Genomic DNA, 16,358 nt, shown 5'->3' with positions numbered 1-16,358 from the left:
GGGGCGGCCCTTCGGCCGTTTCCGTTTCCGTTTCCCTTTGCCGTTTCCGGTTCCTGCGGCCCGGCCGGTCAGACGCCGGCCGGGGCCGGGTCGGTGTCCGGGGTGCCCTTCGGGTCGGGAACCACGCGCAGGCGGGCCGTGCGCTTGGCCCGGCGGCGGTCCTTGCGCAGTTCGACCATCGTGTAGAGGGTCGGCACCAGCAGCAGCGTCAGCAGGGTCGAGGAGACCAGGCCGCCGATCACCACCACCGCGAGCGGCTGCGAGATGAACCCGCCCTCGCCGGTGACGCCGAGCGCCATCGGCAGCAGCGCGAAGATCGTCGCCAGGGCCGTCATCAGGATGGGACGCAGGCGGTGCCGGCCGCCCTCGACCACGGCCTCGACGACGCCCAGGCCCTGGGCGCGGTACTGGTTGACCAGGTCGATCAGGACGATCGCGTTGGTCACGACGATGCCGATGAGCATCAGCATGCCGATCAGGGCGGGCACACCGAGCGGGGTCCCGGTCACCAGCAGCAGGCCGAGCGCGCCGGTCGCCGCGAACGGGATCGACACGAGCAGGATCAGCGGCTGCACCAGCGACCGGAAGGTGGCGACCAGCAGCATGAAGACGATCGCGATGGCGGCGAGCATGGCCAGGCCCAGCGAGGCGAAGGCCTCGCCCTGGTCCTCGGAGACCCCGCCGATGGTGGCCGTGGCCCCCTCGGGCAGGTCCAGCGCCTTGATCTTCGTCTGGAGCTGCGCGCCGATGGCGCCGGTGTTGTCGCCGACCGGCTTGGCGGTGACGGTCGCGGCGCGGGCGCCGTCGATCCGGGTCATGGAGACCGGGCCGGGCACCTCCTTGACCTCGGCGATGTCGCCGAGCCGGGCCGGGCCGACGGGCAGCGCCTGGAGCTCGGCCAGGGTGGCGGCCGGCTGCGCGGACTTGATGACGATGTCCCGCTCGGTGTTGTCCAGGACGGCCTTGCCCGCCGGGGTGCCGCGTACGGCCTGGGCGACGAGCGCGCCGAGCGCGGCCTGGTTCAGGCCGGCCTCGGCGGTCCGCGGGGTGGCGGTCACCGAGATCCGCGGCACGGACTGGGACAGGTCGCTCTGGACGTCGGTGACGTCGTCGAGGGTGGCCATCTCGGCCCGGACCTGCTCGGCGGCCTTGGCGAGGACGCCGGCGTCGCCCGCCTTGACGACCACGCTGAGGTTCTGGCTGCCGAAGCCGCCGCCCGCGGAGATGCTCGTGTCGCCGATGCCGGCGAGCGAGCCGAGGGTGTCCTCGATCCGCTTCTTGACGGCCTCGGAGTCGCTCCCGTCCTCCAGGACCACCTGGTACGAGGCCTGGTTGGAGCCGGTGCCGCCGCCGAAGGCGGCCAGGAAGCCCGAGGATCCGACGGTGACCTGGTAGTCCTTGACTCCCTCGATCCCGGTGAGGGCCTTCTCGACCTTGTGGCTCGCCGCGTCGGACGCGGCCAGCGAGGTGCCGGGCGGCAGCTGCTGCTTGACCGTCAGGACGGTCTGCTCGCCCTGGTCGAAGAAGTTCGTCTTCAGCAGCGGGGTCATCCCCAGGGTCCCGACGAGGACCACGGCGGCCACGACCAGGGTGCTCGCCCGGCGGCGGGTGACCAGGCCGAGGGCCCGGACGTAACCGCGCTGCAGGCGGCTCTTGGCCTCCTTCTCCTCCGCCTCGCGCCGTGCCCGGTCGGGGTCCTCCAGGGCGCCCTTCGGGGCGCGCAGGAACCAGTACGAGAGCACCGGCACGACGGTGAGGGAGACCAGCAGCGAGGCGAGCAGGGCCGCGGCGACCGTGAGGGAGAACGGGCCGAAGAACTCGCCGACCATGCCGCCGACGAAGGCGATCGGCAGGAAGACGGCGACGGTGGTGAGCGTGGAGGAGGTGACCGCGCCGGCGACCTCCTTGACCGCGGCGATGATGGCGGCCTCGCGCTCCTCGCCGTAGCCGAGGTGGCGCTTGATGTTCTCCAGGACCACGATCGAGTCGTCGACGACCCGGCCGATGGCGATGGTCAGGGCGCCGAGCGTCAGCATGTTCAGCGACAGGTCGTCGGCCCACAGCACGATCAGCGCGAGGACGACGGACAGCGGGATGGAGACCGCGGTGACCAGCGTCGAGCGCAGCGAGGCGAGGAAGACCAGGATCACGATCACCGCGAAGAGCAGGCCGAGCAGGCCCTCGGTGGTGAGGCTGGAGATGGACTTCGCGACGGGCGGGCCCTGGTCGCCGACGACGGTGAGCTCGGCGCCGGCGCCGAGGGCGGAGCGCAGCTCGGGCAGCTTGTCCTTGACGGCGTCGGAGATGGCGACGGCGCTGCCGTCCTTGTCCATGGTCAGGACGAGGGCGAGGCTGGGCTTGCCGTTGGTGCGGGTGAGGGAGACGGCCCTGGCGGGCTCCTGCTTGACGGTGGCCACGTCGCCCAGGCGGACGGCCGGCTTCCCGGGGCCGGCGCTCAGGCGCAGCTCCTCCAGCTGGGCGAGGGAGGTGTAGCCGCCGCCGACGCGGACGGTGCGGTTCTTGCCTGCCTCGTCGAAGGAGCCGGCCGGGACGGTGGCGCCGCCGGCCTGGAGGCCCTGGGCCAGCGCGGCGCCGTCGAGGCCGGCCGCGGCGAGCTTGGCGGGGTCCGGGGTGACGGCGACCCGGAGCTCCTGGACGCCGTCGACGGTGACCTGGCCGACGCCCTTGATGTCCTCGAGGACGGGGACGACGGAGCGGCTCAGCTGGTCGGCGAGCGCCTGCTGGTCCTTGTCCGAGGTGACGGCGAGGACGACGGTCGGGATGTCGTCGGTGGATCCGGCGACGACCTGCGGGTCCACCTCGGCGGGGAGCCGGACGCGGGCCCGGTTCACGGCCTGCTGGACGTCGGCGACGAGCTGCTTGGTGCCGCTGTCGCCGTAGTCGAACTTGGCCATGATCAGGGCGTTGCCCTCGCTGGCCGTGGAGGTGATGCCGGTGATGCCGTCGACGCCCTTGAGGGTGGCCTCGATCGGCTCGATGACCTGCTTCTCCACCACGTCGGGCGAGGCGCCCTGGTACGGGGCGAGCACGGACACCACCGGCAGTTCGATGGACGGCAGCAGCTGCTGCTTGAGCTGCGGGATGGCTATGGCGCCGAAGAGCAGCGCGGTGATCGAGACCAGGCCGATCAGCGCTCTTTGGGACAGGCTGAAGCGGGACAGCCAGGACATGGGCGTCGGTATCTCTCTGCAGTCGGTCTGAGCGGGCGCCGCGGGGGCGGCAGGGGCCGCGGGTGGCCCTCCAGCCTGGCGTACGCCCGGGCCCGCTGCGTCGGCCCCAGGTCCCGTCCTTATCTCCGGCATACCGCGCCTGTAGTACGCGCGGCGCGGTACGGGGCCGACGGCACTGCGGCCGGGCCGCGGGACGGGCCCTAGTCGGCCCGCGGCCTGACCAGGCCCGACTCGTAGGCCACGACGACCAGTTGGGCCCGGTCGCGGGCGCCGAGCTTGGCCATGGCCCGGTTCACGTGGGTCTTGACGGTGAGCGGGCTGACCTCCAGCCGGCCGGCGATCTCGTCGTTGGACAGACCCGCGGCGACGTGGACGAGGACCTCGCGCTCCCGGCCGGTCAGCGCGGCGAGCCGCTCGGCGTGGGCGGCGGCCGGGGCTGCGGCTCCGGCGCCGCCGCCCTGGGCGAGGAAGGTGGCGATGAGCCCCTTGGTGGCGGCCGGGGACAGCAGCGCCTCGCCGGCGGCGGCGACGCGGATGGCGTTCAGCAGCTCGTCGGGTTCGGCGCCCTTGCCGAGGAAGCCCGAGGCGCCGGCCCGCAGGGCCGAGACGACGTACTCGTCGACCTCGAAGGTGGTCAGCATGACCACGCGGACCGCGCGCAGTTCGGGGTCCTCGCCGATGAGCCGGGTGGCGGCGAGACCGTCAGTGCCGGGCATGCGGATGTCCATGAGCACCACGTCGGGCCTGGCCCGGCGGGCGAGCTCGTAGGCCTGGGCCCCGTCGCAGGCCTCGCCGACGACCTCCATGTCGGGCTCGGAGTCGACGAGCACCTTGAAGGCGCTGCGGAGCAGGGCCTGGTCGTCGGCGAGCAGGACCCTGATGGGCGTCGGCGTCTCATCCACGGCCCGACCCTACGCGGCCGGGGCGCGCCGCCCTCCCCAGGGGTCGCCCCAGGGGTCGCCCCAGGGGTCAGCCCAGGGACAGCACGACCAGGGCCACGGTCGCGGAGACCTCGGCGACGGCGCCGAAGACGTCGCCGGTGACCCCGCCGAAGCGGCCGGTGCACCGGCGCAGCAGCACCTCAGCCACCGCGAGGCCGGCGAGGACGGCGGCCGCGTGCCGGGCGGCGGCGACGGGGCCCATCGGGGCGGCGGCGGCCGCGGCCAGGCCCGCCACCGCCACGGCGGCCAGCGCGGCCGCGGTCCGCGGGACGACGCCGGCGACGGCCGCGCCCAGCCCTTCGAGGCGGGCGGGCGGCACCCCGTCGCGGGAGGCCAGGGTCATGGCGAGGCGGGCGGTGACGGCCGCGACGAGCGCCGCGAGGCCGCCGCGGACCCAGCCGTCGGCGTAGAGGCCGGACAGCGCCCCGGCCTGGACGAGCAGCACCAGCAGCAGCGCCACCACCCCGAAGGGGCCGATGTCGGACTTCTTCATGATGCGCAGCGCCTCGGCGGCCGGTTTGGCGCTGCCCAGCCCGTCGGCGGTGTCGGCGAGGCCGTCCAGGTGGAGTCCGCGGGTCAGGGCGGCCGGGACGGTGAGGGTGACGGCGGCGGCGAGCAGCGGTCCGCCGCCGAGGACGAGCAGCAGCACCCCGGCGGCCGCCGCGAGCAGGCCGACGACGAGCCCGGCGAGCGGCGCGCAGGCCATGCCGGTGCGGGCCGCGGGCCGGTCCCAGCGGGTGATGCGGGCGGGCAGCACGGTGAGGGTGCCGAAGGCGAAGCGGAGGCCGTCGGGCAGCGAGGCCCGTTCGGCAGGCGGCGTCAGGCGCGACGGCGCAGGCTGATCATCGAACGAATCTGTCATCGGCGCGAACGCTACCCGCTCGCCGGGACCGGTAAATTTTCCCAATACGGGCCAAACGGGGAGCTGCCACGACACAAGGAGCGGGCGGGATGGGTCACTGGTGGTACCGCAACATCGTCGAACCGGGAAAGCTCCCGCTGCTCCTGGCCCTGCTGTCCTTCGTCCTGTCGTTCCTGGTCACGCGCGTCATCACGCGTCTGATCCGGGCCGGGAAGGGCCCCTTCAGGAACGTCACCCCCGGCGGCCTGCACGTCCACCACGTGGTCCCCGGCGTGGTCCTGGTGATCATCGGCGGCTTCGGGGCCATCGGCAGCGGCGCCCACGGCTTCGGCTCCCTGCTCTCCGCCGTGGTCTTCGGCCTGGGGGCGGGCCTGGTCCTCGACGAGTTCGCCCTGATCCTGCACCTCGACGACGTCTACTGGAGCGAGCAGGGCCGCAAGAGCGTCGAGGTCGTGGTGCTGACGGCCGCCCTGGTGGCCCTGGTCCTCAGCGGGTTCCTGCCGTTCGGCGTGAACGACCTGACCCCGGACGAGCGCGAGAACCGGGGCCTGGTGGTGGTGAACATCGCCGCGAACTTCTTCCTGGCGCTGGTCGCGCTGTGGAAGGGCAAGGCGCGCACCGCCTTCTTCGGCACGGTGATCCCGTTCGTGGCGCTGATCGGCGCGGTGCGCCTGGCCCGGCCGGGCTCCCCGTACGCGAAGAGGTTCTACGCGAACCGGCCGCGGGCCCGCGCCAAGGCCTCGCTGCGCGCCTTCCACCACGACCGCCGCTGGGCCGTCCCGCGCCGGAAGTTCGAGAACTTCATCGGCGGCACCCCGGATCCGGACCGGGCAGCGGCGGCGGTCCCGAAGGAACCGCCGCCGCACTGAGCGCGCACCCCCGCGGGGCCCGCCGGACTCAGCCGGGATCAGCCCGGGATCAGCCCGTCGTCGCTGAGCATCTGCCGGACCTCGTCCAGCGAGGCGTCGGGCGCGGGAAGGATCAGCTCGGACGGCTCCAGCGCATCGTCGGGCAGCGGCTTGCCGAGCCGCCGCACGGCGTCCAGCAGGGCGCCCAGCGTCCGCCGGAAGCCCTCCTCGTCGCCGCCTTCCATCTCGGCGAGCAGCTCGTCGTCCAGCGCGTTGAGCTCGGGGAAGTGGCTGTCGGCCACCTCCACCTGCCCTTCCCCCATGATGCGGACAATCATGACGGGCCCCGTCCTACTGCTTGTCGAACCGGTGCTGGTTGTGCTGCTGGGCGGCGCCCGGGGCGCCGCCCTCGATCGCCTGCTGCTGCGCGGACGGGCCGCCGGCCAGCTCGGCCTTCATGCGCTGGAGCTCCAGTTCCACGTCCGTACCGCCCGAGAGGCGGTCCAGCTCGGCCTGGATGTCGTCCTTGGCGCCCAGGCCGCTCTGGTCGTCGAGGGCGCCGGAGGCCAGCAGCTCGTCGATGGCGCCCGCGCGGGCCTGGAGCTGGGCGGTCTTGTCCTCGGCGCGCTGGATCGCCACGCCGACGTCGCTCATCTCCTCGGAGATGCCGGAGAAGGACTCGGCGATCCGGGTCTGGGCCTGGGCCGCCGTGTACGTGGCCTTGATGGTCTCCTTCTTCGTCCGGAAGGCGTCCACCTTGGCCTGGAGGCGCTGCGCGGCCAGCGTCAGCTTCTCCTCCTCGCCCTGGAGGGTCTGGTGCTGCACCTCCAGGTCGCTGACCTGCTGCTGCAGCGCGGCCTTGCGGGAGAGGGCCTCGCGCGCCAGGTCCTCGCGGCCCAGCGCCAGCGCCTTGCGGCCCTGGTCCTCCAGCTTCGCGGACTGCCCCTGGAGCTGGTTGAGCTGGAGTTCCAGGCGCTTGCGGGAGGTCGCCACGTCGGCGACGCCGCGGCGCACCTTCTGCAGCAGCTCCAGCTGCTTCTGATACGAGTAGTCGAGGGTCTCGCGCGGGTCCTCGGCCCGGTCAAGGGCCTTGTTCGCCTTCGCGCGGAAGATCATCCCCATACGCTTCATGACACCGCTCATGGGCTTCGCGCGCCCCCTTCTGACGGACTTCGCTCCAGGTCACATTGCGATCCTCGATCACCCGAGATGACCGCCACAGAACCCACAGTACGGGCCCTGCCTCCATTACCGCACTGTTCGTGGACGGATGCGCTCCTCCTCCAGGACGACTGCGTCCCCGCCCGGATCAGGCGTGAGGAGTAGGTGCTCCCCCGACACCGCCGGACCCCGGCAGGGGTCCGCAGTGCCGCACGAACCCTGCACCACTCCAGACGCCCGCCGTTGCCGGATCGTTCCCCGACGGGGTGGGGTACCCGGCCGCGACCACGTACGCTTGGGTTTTGTGTTTGGTAGCCGCTCCTCCAAGGAAGAGAAGGCCGCCGCCACCGACAAGGTGAGCGCCGACCTCTCGAAGCCCCGTGACCCGCAGGCCCCCAAGGGCCGCCCGACGCCGAAGCGCGCCGTGGCCCAGTCGCAGCGCAAGGCTGTGGTGGCCTCGACCGGCGACCGCAAGGAGGACGCCCGACGCGCCCGCGAGCGGCGCCGGGTGGAGCTCGCCAAGCAGCGCGAGGCGCTGGCCAACGGCGACGAGCGGTACCTGCCCGCCCGCGACAAGGGCCCCGTGCGCAAGTTCGTCCGCGACTTCGTGGACTCCCGCTTCTCCGTGGCCGAGATGTTCCTGCCGCTGGCCGTGGTCATCCTCGTCCTGAGCATGATCCGGGTGCCGCAGATCCAGAACGTCGCCCTGCTGCTCTGGCTCGCCGTGATCGCCCTGATCATCGTCGACTCCGTCGGCCTCGGCTTCCGCCTCCGCAAGGCTCTCAACCAGCGCTTCGCCGACCAGCCGCGCCGCGGCGCGGTGGCGTACGGCCTGATGCGCACCCTGCAGATGCGCCGCCTGCGCCTGCCGAAGCCGCAGGTCAAGCGCGGGGAACGGCCCTGACCGCAAAGGCGCCCGCAGGGACGGGGGACGGCTTCTCCGGGGGCGCCCGGCTGTGGCTCGAGGGCCTCGGCGGACTGCGCAACGCCGTCCGCCAGGAGCTCGTGGGCCGGCAGGTGGAGGAGCAGATCGCCCAGCGCTTCCCCGTCGGGCAGCGGCTGCGCGTCCTCGACGTCGGCATGGGCCAGGGCACCCAGGCGCTGCGCCTCGCCCGCGCCGGGCACAAGGTCACCGGCCTGGAGATGGACCCCGGCATGCTGGCGGTCGCCCGTACGGCGCTGGAGTCGGAGCCCGCGGGCATCCAGGAGCGGGTCCTGCTGATGGAGGGCGACGGCCGGGAGACCGGCGCGCACTTCACCCCCGGCAGCTTCGACGTGGTGCTGTGCCACGGCGTACTGATGTACGTCCCCGAGCCGGACGCGATGCTCGCCGGGCTGGCCCGGATGCTGGCGCCCGGCGGCCTGCTGTCCCTGCTCGTGCGCAACGGCGACGCGCTCGCGATGCGGCCCGGCCTGGGCGGCGACTGGTCGGGGGCGCTGGCCGCCTTCGACACGATCGACTACACGAACCGGCTGGGCCTGGACGTCCGGGCCGACCGGCTGTCCGAGCTGACGGCCACGCTGTCCGGGATCGGCGCGCCGCTGCAGTCCTGGTACGGCGTCCGCGTCTTCACCGACGGCACCGAGGCCGGCGAGCAGCTGCCGCCCGACGAGGAGCTGGAGCGGCTCCTGGCGGCGGAGGAGCGGGCCGGCCGGACCGATCCGTACCGCGGGGTCGCGGCGCTGCTGCACCTGTGCGGCGTGCGCGGCTGATTCCCCGCCCTGCGACACGGCTGCGCCCCGGGTCCCCTCACGGGGCCCGGGGCGCAGCCGTGTCCGCCGTGGACCGTCCCGGGCGGACCGGCCCCCGCGCCTCGTGCGGCGGCGCGGCCGGACCGGCCGGACCGGCGGGTCAGGCGTCCAGTGCCTCGCGCAGGCTCATCGCGTACAGCTCGACGCCGTTGTCGTCGGACAGCTTCACCCGCTCGGCGCCGCCCTCCAGCAGCTGCTTCCAGTACTCCCCGATCCAGGACTCCGCGTCGCCCTGCGTGGTGAACTCCTCCGGGGTCACCGCCGGGGTCGTCTCGGTGCCCTCGGCCGTCTCGAACCGCCACGTCCACGCCATGTCCGCCTCCGTTGCTCGTCCGCTGCTCATCCGCTGGTCGCCTTGAGTCTGCCCGCAGAGTAGCCGGGCGCGCACCACTCCCGGGGACGCGGGAGGATCTTCTCGTGGAACTCACTCTGCTCGGCACCGGCACACCCGAAGGACTGCCCCGCCCCGGCTGTCCCTGCGCGGCCTGCGCGGTCAGCGTCGGCCCCCGCGCGCGGGCCGCGACGTCCCTCCTCGTGGACGGGGCGCTGCTGCTCGACCTGACCCCCGGGGCGGTCTTCGCCGGTGCCCGCGCCGGCCATTCCCTGGCCGGGGTGCGCCAGGTCCTGCTGACCCACCCGCACGACGGGCCCGCCGTGGAGCTGCCGCCGGGGCTGCCGGCGGCCGGGCGGGTGCCGGACGGGCGGGAGCTGGCGGTGATCAGCGGGCACCGGGTGCGGGCGGTGCCCATGGACGCGCCGGGCACCGGGTACGAGGTGACCGGCCCGGACGGCAGCCGGCTGCTGTACCTGCCGCCCGGCGGGGCGCCGGCCGGGACGCCCTGGAGCCTGGCGCAGCGCCCGTACGACATGGTGCTCGCGGACGTGCTGGGCCGGCCCGAGGCACTGGCGCGGCTGCGGGCCTCCGGTGCGGCCGGGCCGACCACGGACGTGATCGCCGTACACCTGGACCACGACGTCCCGCCGGGGCGCGAGCTGGAGCGGCGGTGCGCGGCGGCCGGGGCGCGGGCCGTGCCGGACGGGACGACGGTGACGGTGGGCGAGTACCACGCGGTGCCGGACCTGCCGCGCCGGACGCTGGTGCTGGGCGGCGCCCGCTCGGGCAAGTCCCTGGAGGCGGAGCGGCGCTTGGAGAGCTTCCCGGAGGTGGTGTACGTGGCCACCTCGGGCTCCCGCGAGGGCGACTCCGAGTGGGCGGCGCGGGTCGGGCTGCACCGGGAGCGGCGGCCGGCGAGCTGGCGGACGGTGGAGACCTGCGAGCTGGTGCCGCTGCTGTCGGAGGGCGGTGAGCCGCTGCTGATCGACTGCCTGGCGCTGTGGCTGACGGACGCGATGGACCGGGTGGGCGCCTGGGACGACGCGGTCTGGGCCGGGCGGGGACAGAAGGACCTGCGGGAGCGGACGGCGCAGCTGGTGGCGGCGCTGCGGGCGACCCGGCGCACGGTGGTGGCGGTCAGCAACCAGGTGGGCTCGGGGATCGTCCCGGCGACCGCGTCGGGGCGGCGCTTCCGGGACGAACTCGGGCGCCTGAACGCCGCGGTGGCCGCCGAGTGCGAGCACGTGCTGCTGGTGGTGGCCGGCCAGGCGCTGGTGCTGAAGGACTGATCCGGGGCGCCGGTCCTGCGCCGGGGCCCGCAGTGGCGGGACAGGCTTGGGCAGGGCCTCACCGGCTGTACGCTCTGGCAGATGACCACGCTGAATCTCGACGACTTCTCCGATCTGATCGAGCGCCCCGACGGCGGCGTCCGGCGTGACGCCGAGGAGCGCCGTGAGCGGCTGGCCGTGCCGGCCGGGGCGCTCGGGCGGCTCGACGAGCTCGCCGAGTGGCTCGCCGCCGCGCAGGGGCGGGTTCCGGTCAAGCCGATCAAGGCGCCCAAGGTCGTCCTGTTCGCCGCGGACCACGGGATCGCTGCCGCCGGCGTCTCCGCCCGGGCGGCCGGCTCCGCCCACGCGCTGGTGCGCTCCGTGCTCGACGGGGCCAGCCCCGTGTCGATCCTGGCGGGGCGGTTCGGCGCCTCGGTGCGGGTCGTGGACGCCGGGCTGGACTGCGACCCGGAGCTGCTGCCGCAGGACGTGGTCCGCCACCGGGTGCGCCGCGGCAGCGGGCGCATCGACGTCGAGGACGCGCTGACCCGCGAGGAGGCCGAGGCGGCCCTGCGGCTCGGCATGCGGATCGCCGACGAGGAGGCGGACTGCGGGACCGACCTGGTGGTCCTGGGGGACCTGAGCGTCGGCGGCACCACGGTCGCCGCGACGCTCGTCGCCGCGCTCTGCGGCACCGACGCCTCGGTGGTGACCGGCCGCGGCGGCCTGCCCATCGACGACCTGACCTGGATGCGCAAGTGCGCGGCGATCCGCGACGCGCTGCGCCGGGCCCGCCCGGTCCTGGGCGACCAGGTGGCCCTGCTCGCCGCGGTCGGCGGCGCGGACGTTGCCGCCATCACCGGCTTCCTGCTCCAGTGCGCGGTGCGCCGTACGCCGGTCGTCCTCGACGGCATCGTCTCGGCGGCCTGCGGACTGGTGGCCCAGCGGGCGGCGTTCCGGGCCCCGGACTGGTGGCTGGCCGGGCAGGCCAGCGGCGAGCCCGGCCAGACCAAGGCCCTGGACCGGATGGCACTCAACCCTGTGCTCTCCCACGGCGTCACCGTGGGAGAAGGAACCGGGGCATTGCTCGCTCTTCCGCTGGTCCAGGCGGCCGCCGCACTCGCGGCGGAACTCCCGGAGCAGCCGGAGCGGCCCGAGCGGCCGGAGCACGAGCCGAACGACTGAGCCGCCGGGGGACACGGTCTTGACCAGGCCATGACCCCCGGACCCGGCCACCCATGGACGGCGGCGCCCCATATCATCGCGTTTCATGGGAGAGGCCCGCTTGACCAGCGAACATACCGACCGGACCGCCACTCAGGCCGCAAAGGCCCCAGAGGGTGCGCAGCCGAAGAAAACACCGCAGTCCGCCGCCAAGGACACCACCAAGGCCATCGGCAAGGACGGCGCCAAGGAGACCAGCAGCAAGGACACCGGGAGCAACGCGAGCACCCCGAGCAAGAAGGACGACGGCGGCGGCCGCGACACCGGGCGCGGATCGGCCCGTTCCCGGCGCAGCGCCGCCTTCGCGGTCTGGTACCTGCGCGCCGTCACCTTCGTGAACTTCCTCAGCGCGGTGTGGGTCTCCCTCGGGCAGGACCTGCGCCGGCACAACACCGCCGACTTCTACACCCCTTACCTGCTCACCGCGGGCTTCGCCTCCGGCCTGTTCTCGCTGCTGCTCGCCGTCACCATGGGCCGGCGCAAGCGGGCCGCGTGGATCCTGAACCTGGTCCTCGGCGGCCTGCTCCTGCTGGCCTTCGCCACGGCCGCCTTCGCGCCGTGCACCAGCGGCGAGTTCAACCTGTGCTACCCGGAGTTCCGGGACCACACCCAGAACTGGATCTCCCTCGTCCTGACCGCGGCGTTCGTCGCAGCCCTCGTCGTGGGCCGCAAGGAGTTCTACGCCAAGGGCGACCGCTCCAACCCCAAGCTGGCCACCGCCGTCGCCGCCGTCGGCCTGCTGGTCACCTCGCTGGCCGCCGCGCTGATCGTCGGCGCCGCCAACACCGACCCCGACGCCGCCGACGCGACGTTCCTGGCCCGCTGGCGCTACGGAGCGATGCGCCTGATCACCCTGGACCCCAACGCCCGCGACTACGCCTCCATCACCACGCCCGCCTGGGTCGACGTCGTCATCAACGTGATGTCGATGATCCTGCTGCTCGCCGTGCTCCTCGCCGCGTTCCGCTCGCGCCGCGCCGTGGACCCGATCACGCCCGAGGACGAGGACAGGCTGCGCGCGCTGCTGGCGAAGCAGGGCGACCGCGACTCGCTCGGCTACTTCGCCCTGCGCCGCGAGAAGTCCGTCATCTGGTCCCCCACCGGCAAGGCCGCCGTCACCTACCGCGTCGTCGGCGGTGTCTCCCTGGCCTCCGGCGACCCCATCGGCGACCCCGAGGCCTGGCCCGGCGCCATCGACCCGTGGCTGGCCGAGGCCCGCGAGCACGGCTGGGTGCCGGCCGTGATGGGCGCGAGCGAGGAGGCCGGCCAGATCTACGCCCGGCACGGCCTGGACGCCCTGGAGCTGGGCGACGAGGCCATCGTCGAGACCGCCGAGTTCACCCTCGAGGGCCGCGCCATGCGCACCGTCCGGCAGGCCTTCAACCGTGTCAAGCGCGCCGGCTACACCGTCCGCATCCGCCGCCACGCCGACATCCCGGCCGAGGAGATGGCCGAGCTGGTGCGCCGCGCCGACGACTGGCGCGACGGCGCCACCGAGCGCGGCTTCTCCATGGCGCTGGGCCGCCTGGGCGACCCGGGCGACGGCCAGTGCGTGATGCTGGAGTGCACCGACGGCAACGGCGACCTGCGGGCGCTGCTGTCCTTCGTGCCGTGGGGCCCCAAGGGCCTGTCGCTGGACCTGATGCGCCGTGACCGCGATTCCGAGAACGGTCTCATGGAGTTCATGGTCATCGAACTCCTCGAACGCTCCAAGGAGATCGGCGTCACACAGGTCTCGCTCAACTTCGCGATGTTCCGCTCCGTCTTCGAGCGGGGGTCCAAGCTCGGCGCGGGTCCGGTGCTGCGCCTGTGGCGCTCGCTGCTGAGCTTCTTCTCCCGCTGGTGGCAGATCGAGTCCCTCTACCGGGCCAACGCCAAATACCGGCCGATCTGGGAGCCGCGGTTCATGCTCTTCGAGAAGAGCTCCGACCTGCTGCGGATCGGCATCGCGGCGGGCCGGGCCGAGGGCTTCCTGGAGGCTCCCGGGCTGCCGAAGTGGCTCAACCGCAGACATCTGGAGACCAATCGTTGACGGCTTGGACGACCACCCCACTGCGGCGGTTCGCCCGCCGTGAGTGGGGGCCCCTGCTGAGGACCGTCCGGGACGCCCTCGTCCGCGACCGCTGGCGGGCCGTCCCGATGACCCTCGGGGCGGTGTGCCTCACCTCGGCATTCCAGGTCGTCCAGAACACCCCGTGGGGGTTCCAGCCCGTCCAGAACCTCGGGTCGGTCAAGGCCGTCGACCCGTTCTGGCTGGCCCTGCTGCGGACCCCACTCTCCCTCTTCGTCCCGGCCCTCGACCTGCCCGTGTGGGGGGCCCTGGCCCAGATCCTGCTGGTCTTCGGGATCGCCGAGGTCTGCATCGGGTGGTGGCGCACGCTGCTGATCGGCTACGTCGCCACCCTCGCCGGGACCACGTACGCGCGGATCGGGCTCTCCCTGGGCCCCGGCCACCCCTTCGGACTGCCGGTCGACGACCGGGTCGTCAACGACACCGGCCCGTCGGCGGCGGTCGTGGGCCTCGCCCTCTACCTGTGCTGGCGCTACCGGGCCCACCTGACCGGCGCCCTGGTGATCGGCGTCATGGTCGGCGAGGTGCTCGTCAAGGACAACCTCGCCGGCAAGGAGCATCTCGCGGCGATCGCCGCCGTGATGGCGCTGTGCCTGGTGCGCGCCGCCCGGCGCCCGCAGCCCTGCTCCACCCCGCCGCCGCACCGCAGGCCCCCCGCCGCGTCCGCACCCCCGCGGCCGCCGCGCCCCGGCGGCTGACCGGCGGCCGACCGGCCGCCGAACGGGCGCCCGCACTGCCCGGGGGCCGGACTGCCCGGCTCCGCCCGGGAGGGCAGGCCGTACCGTATCGGGGTGACGACAGACCTCGGGCCGTTCGCCCGCACCCGGCGGTGGCTGCGGGCCCATCCGCTCGCCTTCGACGCCGTCCTCGCGCTCGGGGCGCTCGTCTCCATGGTCGTCGGCTCCTTCGCCGACCCGCACGGCCCGCACGGGCCCACCTTCGGCACCCGCACCCCCGAGCCGTTCTCGCTGCTGCTGATGGTCCTGGCCGCGGGCGCGCTCGTCTTCCGGCGCCGCCGGCCCCGCGCGGTGCTCGCCGCGACCATCGCGCTGTCCCTGCTGGAGCTGACCACCGGCGAACCCCGCGCGCCCGTCGCCATGTCGACCGTGATCGCCCTGTACACCCTGGCCTCCCGCACCGACCGGCCCACCACCTGGCGGATCGGCCTGCTCACGATGGCCGGGCTGACCGGTGTGGCCATGCTGGCCGGCCCGCTGCCCTGGTACGCCCAGGAGAACATCGGCATCTTCGCCTGGACCGGGATGGCCGCGGCCGCCGGCGACGCGGTCCGCAGCCGGCGCGCGTTCGTCGACGCGATACGGGAGCGGGCCGAACGCGCCGAGCGGACCCGCGAGGAGGAGGCCCGCCGGCGCGTGGCCGAGGAGCGCCTGCGCATCGCCCGCGACCTGCACGACGTGGTCGCCCACCACATCGCCCTGGTCAACGTGCAGGCGGGGGTGGCTGCCCACGTCATGGACAAGCGGCCCGACCAGGCCAAGGAGGCCCTCGCCCACGTACGCGACGCCAGCCGCTCGGCACTGAACGAACTCCGCGCCACGGTCGGCCTGCTGCGCCAGTCCGGCGACCCGGAGGCCCCGACCGAGCCGGCCCCGGGCCTGGCCCGGCTGGACGAGCTCGTGGACACCTTCCGGCACGCCGGACTGCCGGTGAAGGTGATGGTGGAGCTGGGCCGGGACCCCGGGCCGCTGCCCGCCGCCGTGGACCTCGCGGCGTACCGGGTCATCCAGGAGGCCCTGACCAACGTACGCAAGCACGCGGGCCCGGGGGCCCGGGCCGAGGTCAGCGTGGTCCGGGTCGGCGCCTCGACGGAGGTCACCGTCCTCGACGACGGCGGCACCGGCGCCGACCCCTCCCCCGCGTCCGCCCCGGGCGGCGGCCACGGCCTCCTCGGAATGCGCGAACGAGCGAGCACCCTGGGCGGCTCCTGCTCCGCGGGCCCCCGCTACGGCGGCGGCTTCCGGGTGCATGTGGTACTGCCGGTGACGTAACCGCGGCCGGGGCCGGCTTTTGCCCCCTCGAGGGGCCGGGGGCACGTCGGCGGCTGCCCACCCGCCACACGGGCGGCGCGGCGGCGCGGCGGCCACAGCGACACGGATGTGGACGGGGACGCAAATAGCGGGCCGGGACCCATGGGTCGGGATCTCGGCCGGGCGGGATCAGGGAGGGTATGGGGGCTTCCCGTCAGTCTCATCGTCCTTCCGCGTCGGGCCGGCCTGTCAAGAGCGCTCCCTGCGGTCGCGTCGCTACGCGATGGCCTTCGGCCACCCTTGACAGGCCGTCCCGCCACGGAAAAACGAAGACTGCCGGGAAACCCCCAAAAGAACGGCACGGTCCAAGGTCAAAGGGACGGCGCATCAGAGATGCGCGCCGGGACAGGGCCCGGCAGACCGGGCATCCGACCCCGAAACCCAGCCGATCCCCCGCCGGGGCGCGCCCACCCGCACCCAAGGCACACACCGCCCCCTCCCTAAGCACCCAGACACCCCAGATCGCTACGCGCTCCTCATTTCTTAGTGCCCGACGGCCGTCCTGGGCCGATACCCGCACGAAATGACGAACCGAGAGTCATTCGGAGTCGACAGGCGCAGCGGATCGCTACGCGCTGCCCTGGTCTCAGCGTCCGACGCCCGTCCGGGGCTGGTCATACACGGAACGCCTCTGCGGCTGACACGGGAACCAGTGGCA

General features: G+C 73.8%; 14 protein-coding genes. 8 read left to right on the top strand and 6 right to left on the bottom strand.

Annotated elements, in window-relative coordinates:
• Positions 1–68 precede the first annotated feature (68 nt).
• The 3 genes from AB0F11_RS18710 to AB0F11_RS18700 form a co-directional block, all read right to left on the bottom strand.
• Positions 69–3,191 carry an efflux RND transporter permease subunit gene (locus AB0F11_RS18710; protein WP_362174590.1) on the bottom strand — a complete coding sequence of 1,041 codons (3,123 nt, stop codon included), beginning with the start codon at positions 3,189–3,191 and terminating at the stop codon, positions 69–71.
• A gap of 200 nt (positions 3,192–3,391) precedes the next feature.
• Positions 3,392–4,093, bottom strand: a complete 702-nt coding sequence (locus tag AB0F11_RS18705) for a response regulator transcription factor (RefSeq protein WP_362174587.1) — start codon at positions 4,091–4,093, stop codon at positions 3,392–3,394.
• 67 nt (positions 4,094–4,160) lie between these two features.
• Positions 4,161–4,994 (bottom strand): adenosylcobinamide-GDP ribazoletransferase, encoded by an 834-nt coding sequence (locus AB0F11_RS18700; protein WP_362174585.1) that lies wholly within the window; start codon positions 4,992–4,994, stop codon positions 4,161–4,163.
• Positions 4,995–5,083: 89 nt separating this feature from the next.
• On the opposite strand from AB0F11_RS18700, the gene AB0F11_RS18695 reads away from it, so the two are divergent.
• Positions 5,084–5,863, top strand: coding sequence for a hypothetical protein (locus AB0F11_RS18695; RefSeq protein WP_362174583.1), 780 nt, complete (start codon positions 5,084–5,086; stop codon positions 5,861–5,863).
• Positions 5,864–5,901: 38 nt separating this feature from the next.
• Here AB0F11_RS18695 and AB0F11_RS18690 read toward each other — a convergent pair whose 3' ends face one another.
• Positions 5,902–6,180, bottom strand: coding sequence for a hypothetical protein (locus AB0F11_RS18690; protein ID WP_362174580.1), 279 nt, complete (start codon positions 6,178–6,180; stop codon positions 5,902–5,904).
• Between the two features lie 13 nt (positions 6,181–6,193).
• A complete protein-coding gene (locus tag AB0F11_RS18685) occupies positions 6,194–6,985 on the bottom strand; it encodes a PspA/IM30 family protein (protein WP_362174577.1) in 792 nt (263 codons plus the stop codon).
• Positions 6,986–7,298: 313 nt separating this feature from the next.
• Between AB0F11_RS18685 and AB0F11_RS18680 the strand changes: the two genes are divergently transcribed.
• A complete protein-coding gene (locus AB0F11_RS18680; RefSeq protein WP_362174574.1) occupies positions 7,299–7,907 on the top strand; it encodes a DUF3043 domain-containing protein in 609 nt (202 codons plus the stop codon).
• Between the two features lie 101 nt (positions 7,908–8,008).
• Positions 8,009–8,716, top strand: coding sequence for a methyltransferase domain-containing protein (locus AB0F11_RS18675; RefSeq protein WP_362174571.1), 708 nt, complete (start codon positions 8,009–8,011; stop codon positions 8,714–8,716).
• A 139-nt stretch (positions 8,717–8,855) separates the two neighbouring features.
• Here AB0F11_RS18675 and AB0F11_RS18670 read toward each other — a convergent pair whose 3' ends face one another.
• On the bottom strand, positions 8,856–9,098 hold the full coding sequence (locus AB0F11_RS18670) for a hypothetical protein (protein ID WP_361914072.1): 243 nt from the start codon (positions 9,096–9,098) through the stop codon (positions 8,856–8,858).
• Between the two features lie 74 nt (positions 9,099–9,172).
• Here AB0F11_RS18670 and AB0F11_RS18665 point away from each other — a divergent pair, with 74 nt between their 5' ends.
• The 5 genes from AB0F11_RS18665 to AB0F11_RS18645 all read left to right on the top strand — a co-directional run bounded on the left by AB0F11_RS18665 (position 9,173) and on the right by AB0F11_RS18645 (position 15,661).
• Complete coding sequence (locus AB0F11_RS18665; protein ID WP_362174568.1) at positions 9,173–10,378, top strand: bifunctional adenosylcobinamide kinase/adenosylcobinamide-phosphate guanylyltransferase; 1,206 nt, start codon at positions 9,173–9,175, stop codon at positions 10,376–10,378.
• 81 nt (positions 10,379–10,459) lie between these two features.
• Positions 10,460–11,542, top strand: coding sequence for a nicotinate-nucleotide--dimethylbenzimidazole phosphoribosyltransferase (gene cobT, locus AB0F11_RS18660; RefSeq protein WP_362174566.1), 1,083 nt, complete (start codon positions 10,460–10,462; stop codon positions 11,540–11,542).
• A 355-nt stretch (positions 11,543–11,897) separates the two neighbouring features.
• Positions 11,898–13,613, top strand: coding sequence for a phosphatidylglycerol lysyltransferase domain-containing protein (locus tag AB0F11_RS18655; protein WP_362174783.1), 1,716 nt, complete (start codon positions 11,898–11,900; stop codon positions 13,611–13,613).
• The gene (locus AB0F11_RS18650) at positions 13,610–14,350 is read left to right on the top strand and encodes a hypothetical protein (RefSeq protein WP_362174564.1); all 741 of its coding nucleotides are present in this window, start codon (positions 13,610–13,612) and stop codon (positions 14,348–14,350) included. The genes AB0F11_RS18655 and AB0F11_RS18650 overlap by 4 nt, the downstream gene beginning before the upstream one ends.
• Before the next feature lie 93 nt (positions 14,351–14,443).
• Complete coding sequence (locus AB0F11_RS18645; protein ID WP_362174561.1) at positions 14,444–15,661, top strand: histidine kinase; 1,218 nt, start codon at positions 14,444–14,446, stop codon at positions 15,659–15,661.
• The last annotated feature ends 697 nt before the right edge of the window (positions 15,662–16,358 follow it).

The sequence above is a fragment of the Streptomyces sp. NPDC032472 genome (assembly GCF_040636955.1).
GTDB lineage: Bacteria > Actinomycetota > Actinomycetes > Streptomycetales > Streptomycetaceae > Streptomyces.
Note: the sequence above shows the minus strand (reverse complement) of the source record. Positions and strands in the feature narration are given on the sequence as shown.

Coding starts and splice junctions, on each gene's coding strand:
- AB0F11_RS18690 (WP_362174580.1), bottom strand. CDS start 6,180: ATGATTGTCCGCATCATGGGGGAAGGGCAGGTGGAGGTGGCCGACAGC.
- AB0F11_RS18685 (WP_362174577.1), bottom strand. CDS start 6,985: ATGAGCGGTGTCATGAAGCGTATGGGGATGATCTTCCGCGCGAAGGCG.
- cobT (WP_362174566.1), top strand. CDS start 10,460: ATGACCACGCTGAATCTCGACGACTTCTCCGATCTGATCGAGCGCCCC.
- AB0F11_RS18700 (WP_362174585.1), bottom strand. CDS start 4,994: ATGACAGATTCGTTCGATGATCAGCCTGCGCCGTCGCGCCTGACGCCG.
- AB0F11_RS18695 (WP_362174583.1), top strand. CDS start 5,084: ATGGGTCACTGGTGGTACCGCAACATCGTCGAACCGGGAAAGCTCCCG.
- AB0F11_RS18670 (WP_361914072.1), bottom strand. CDS start 9,098: ATGAGCAGCGGACGAGCAACGGAGGCGGACATGGCGTGGACGTGGCGG.
- AB0F11_RS18710 (WP_362174590.1), bottom strand. CDS start 3,191: ATGTCCTGGCTGTCCCGCTTCAGCCTGTCCCAAAGAGCGCTGATCGGC.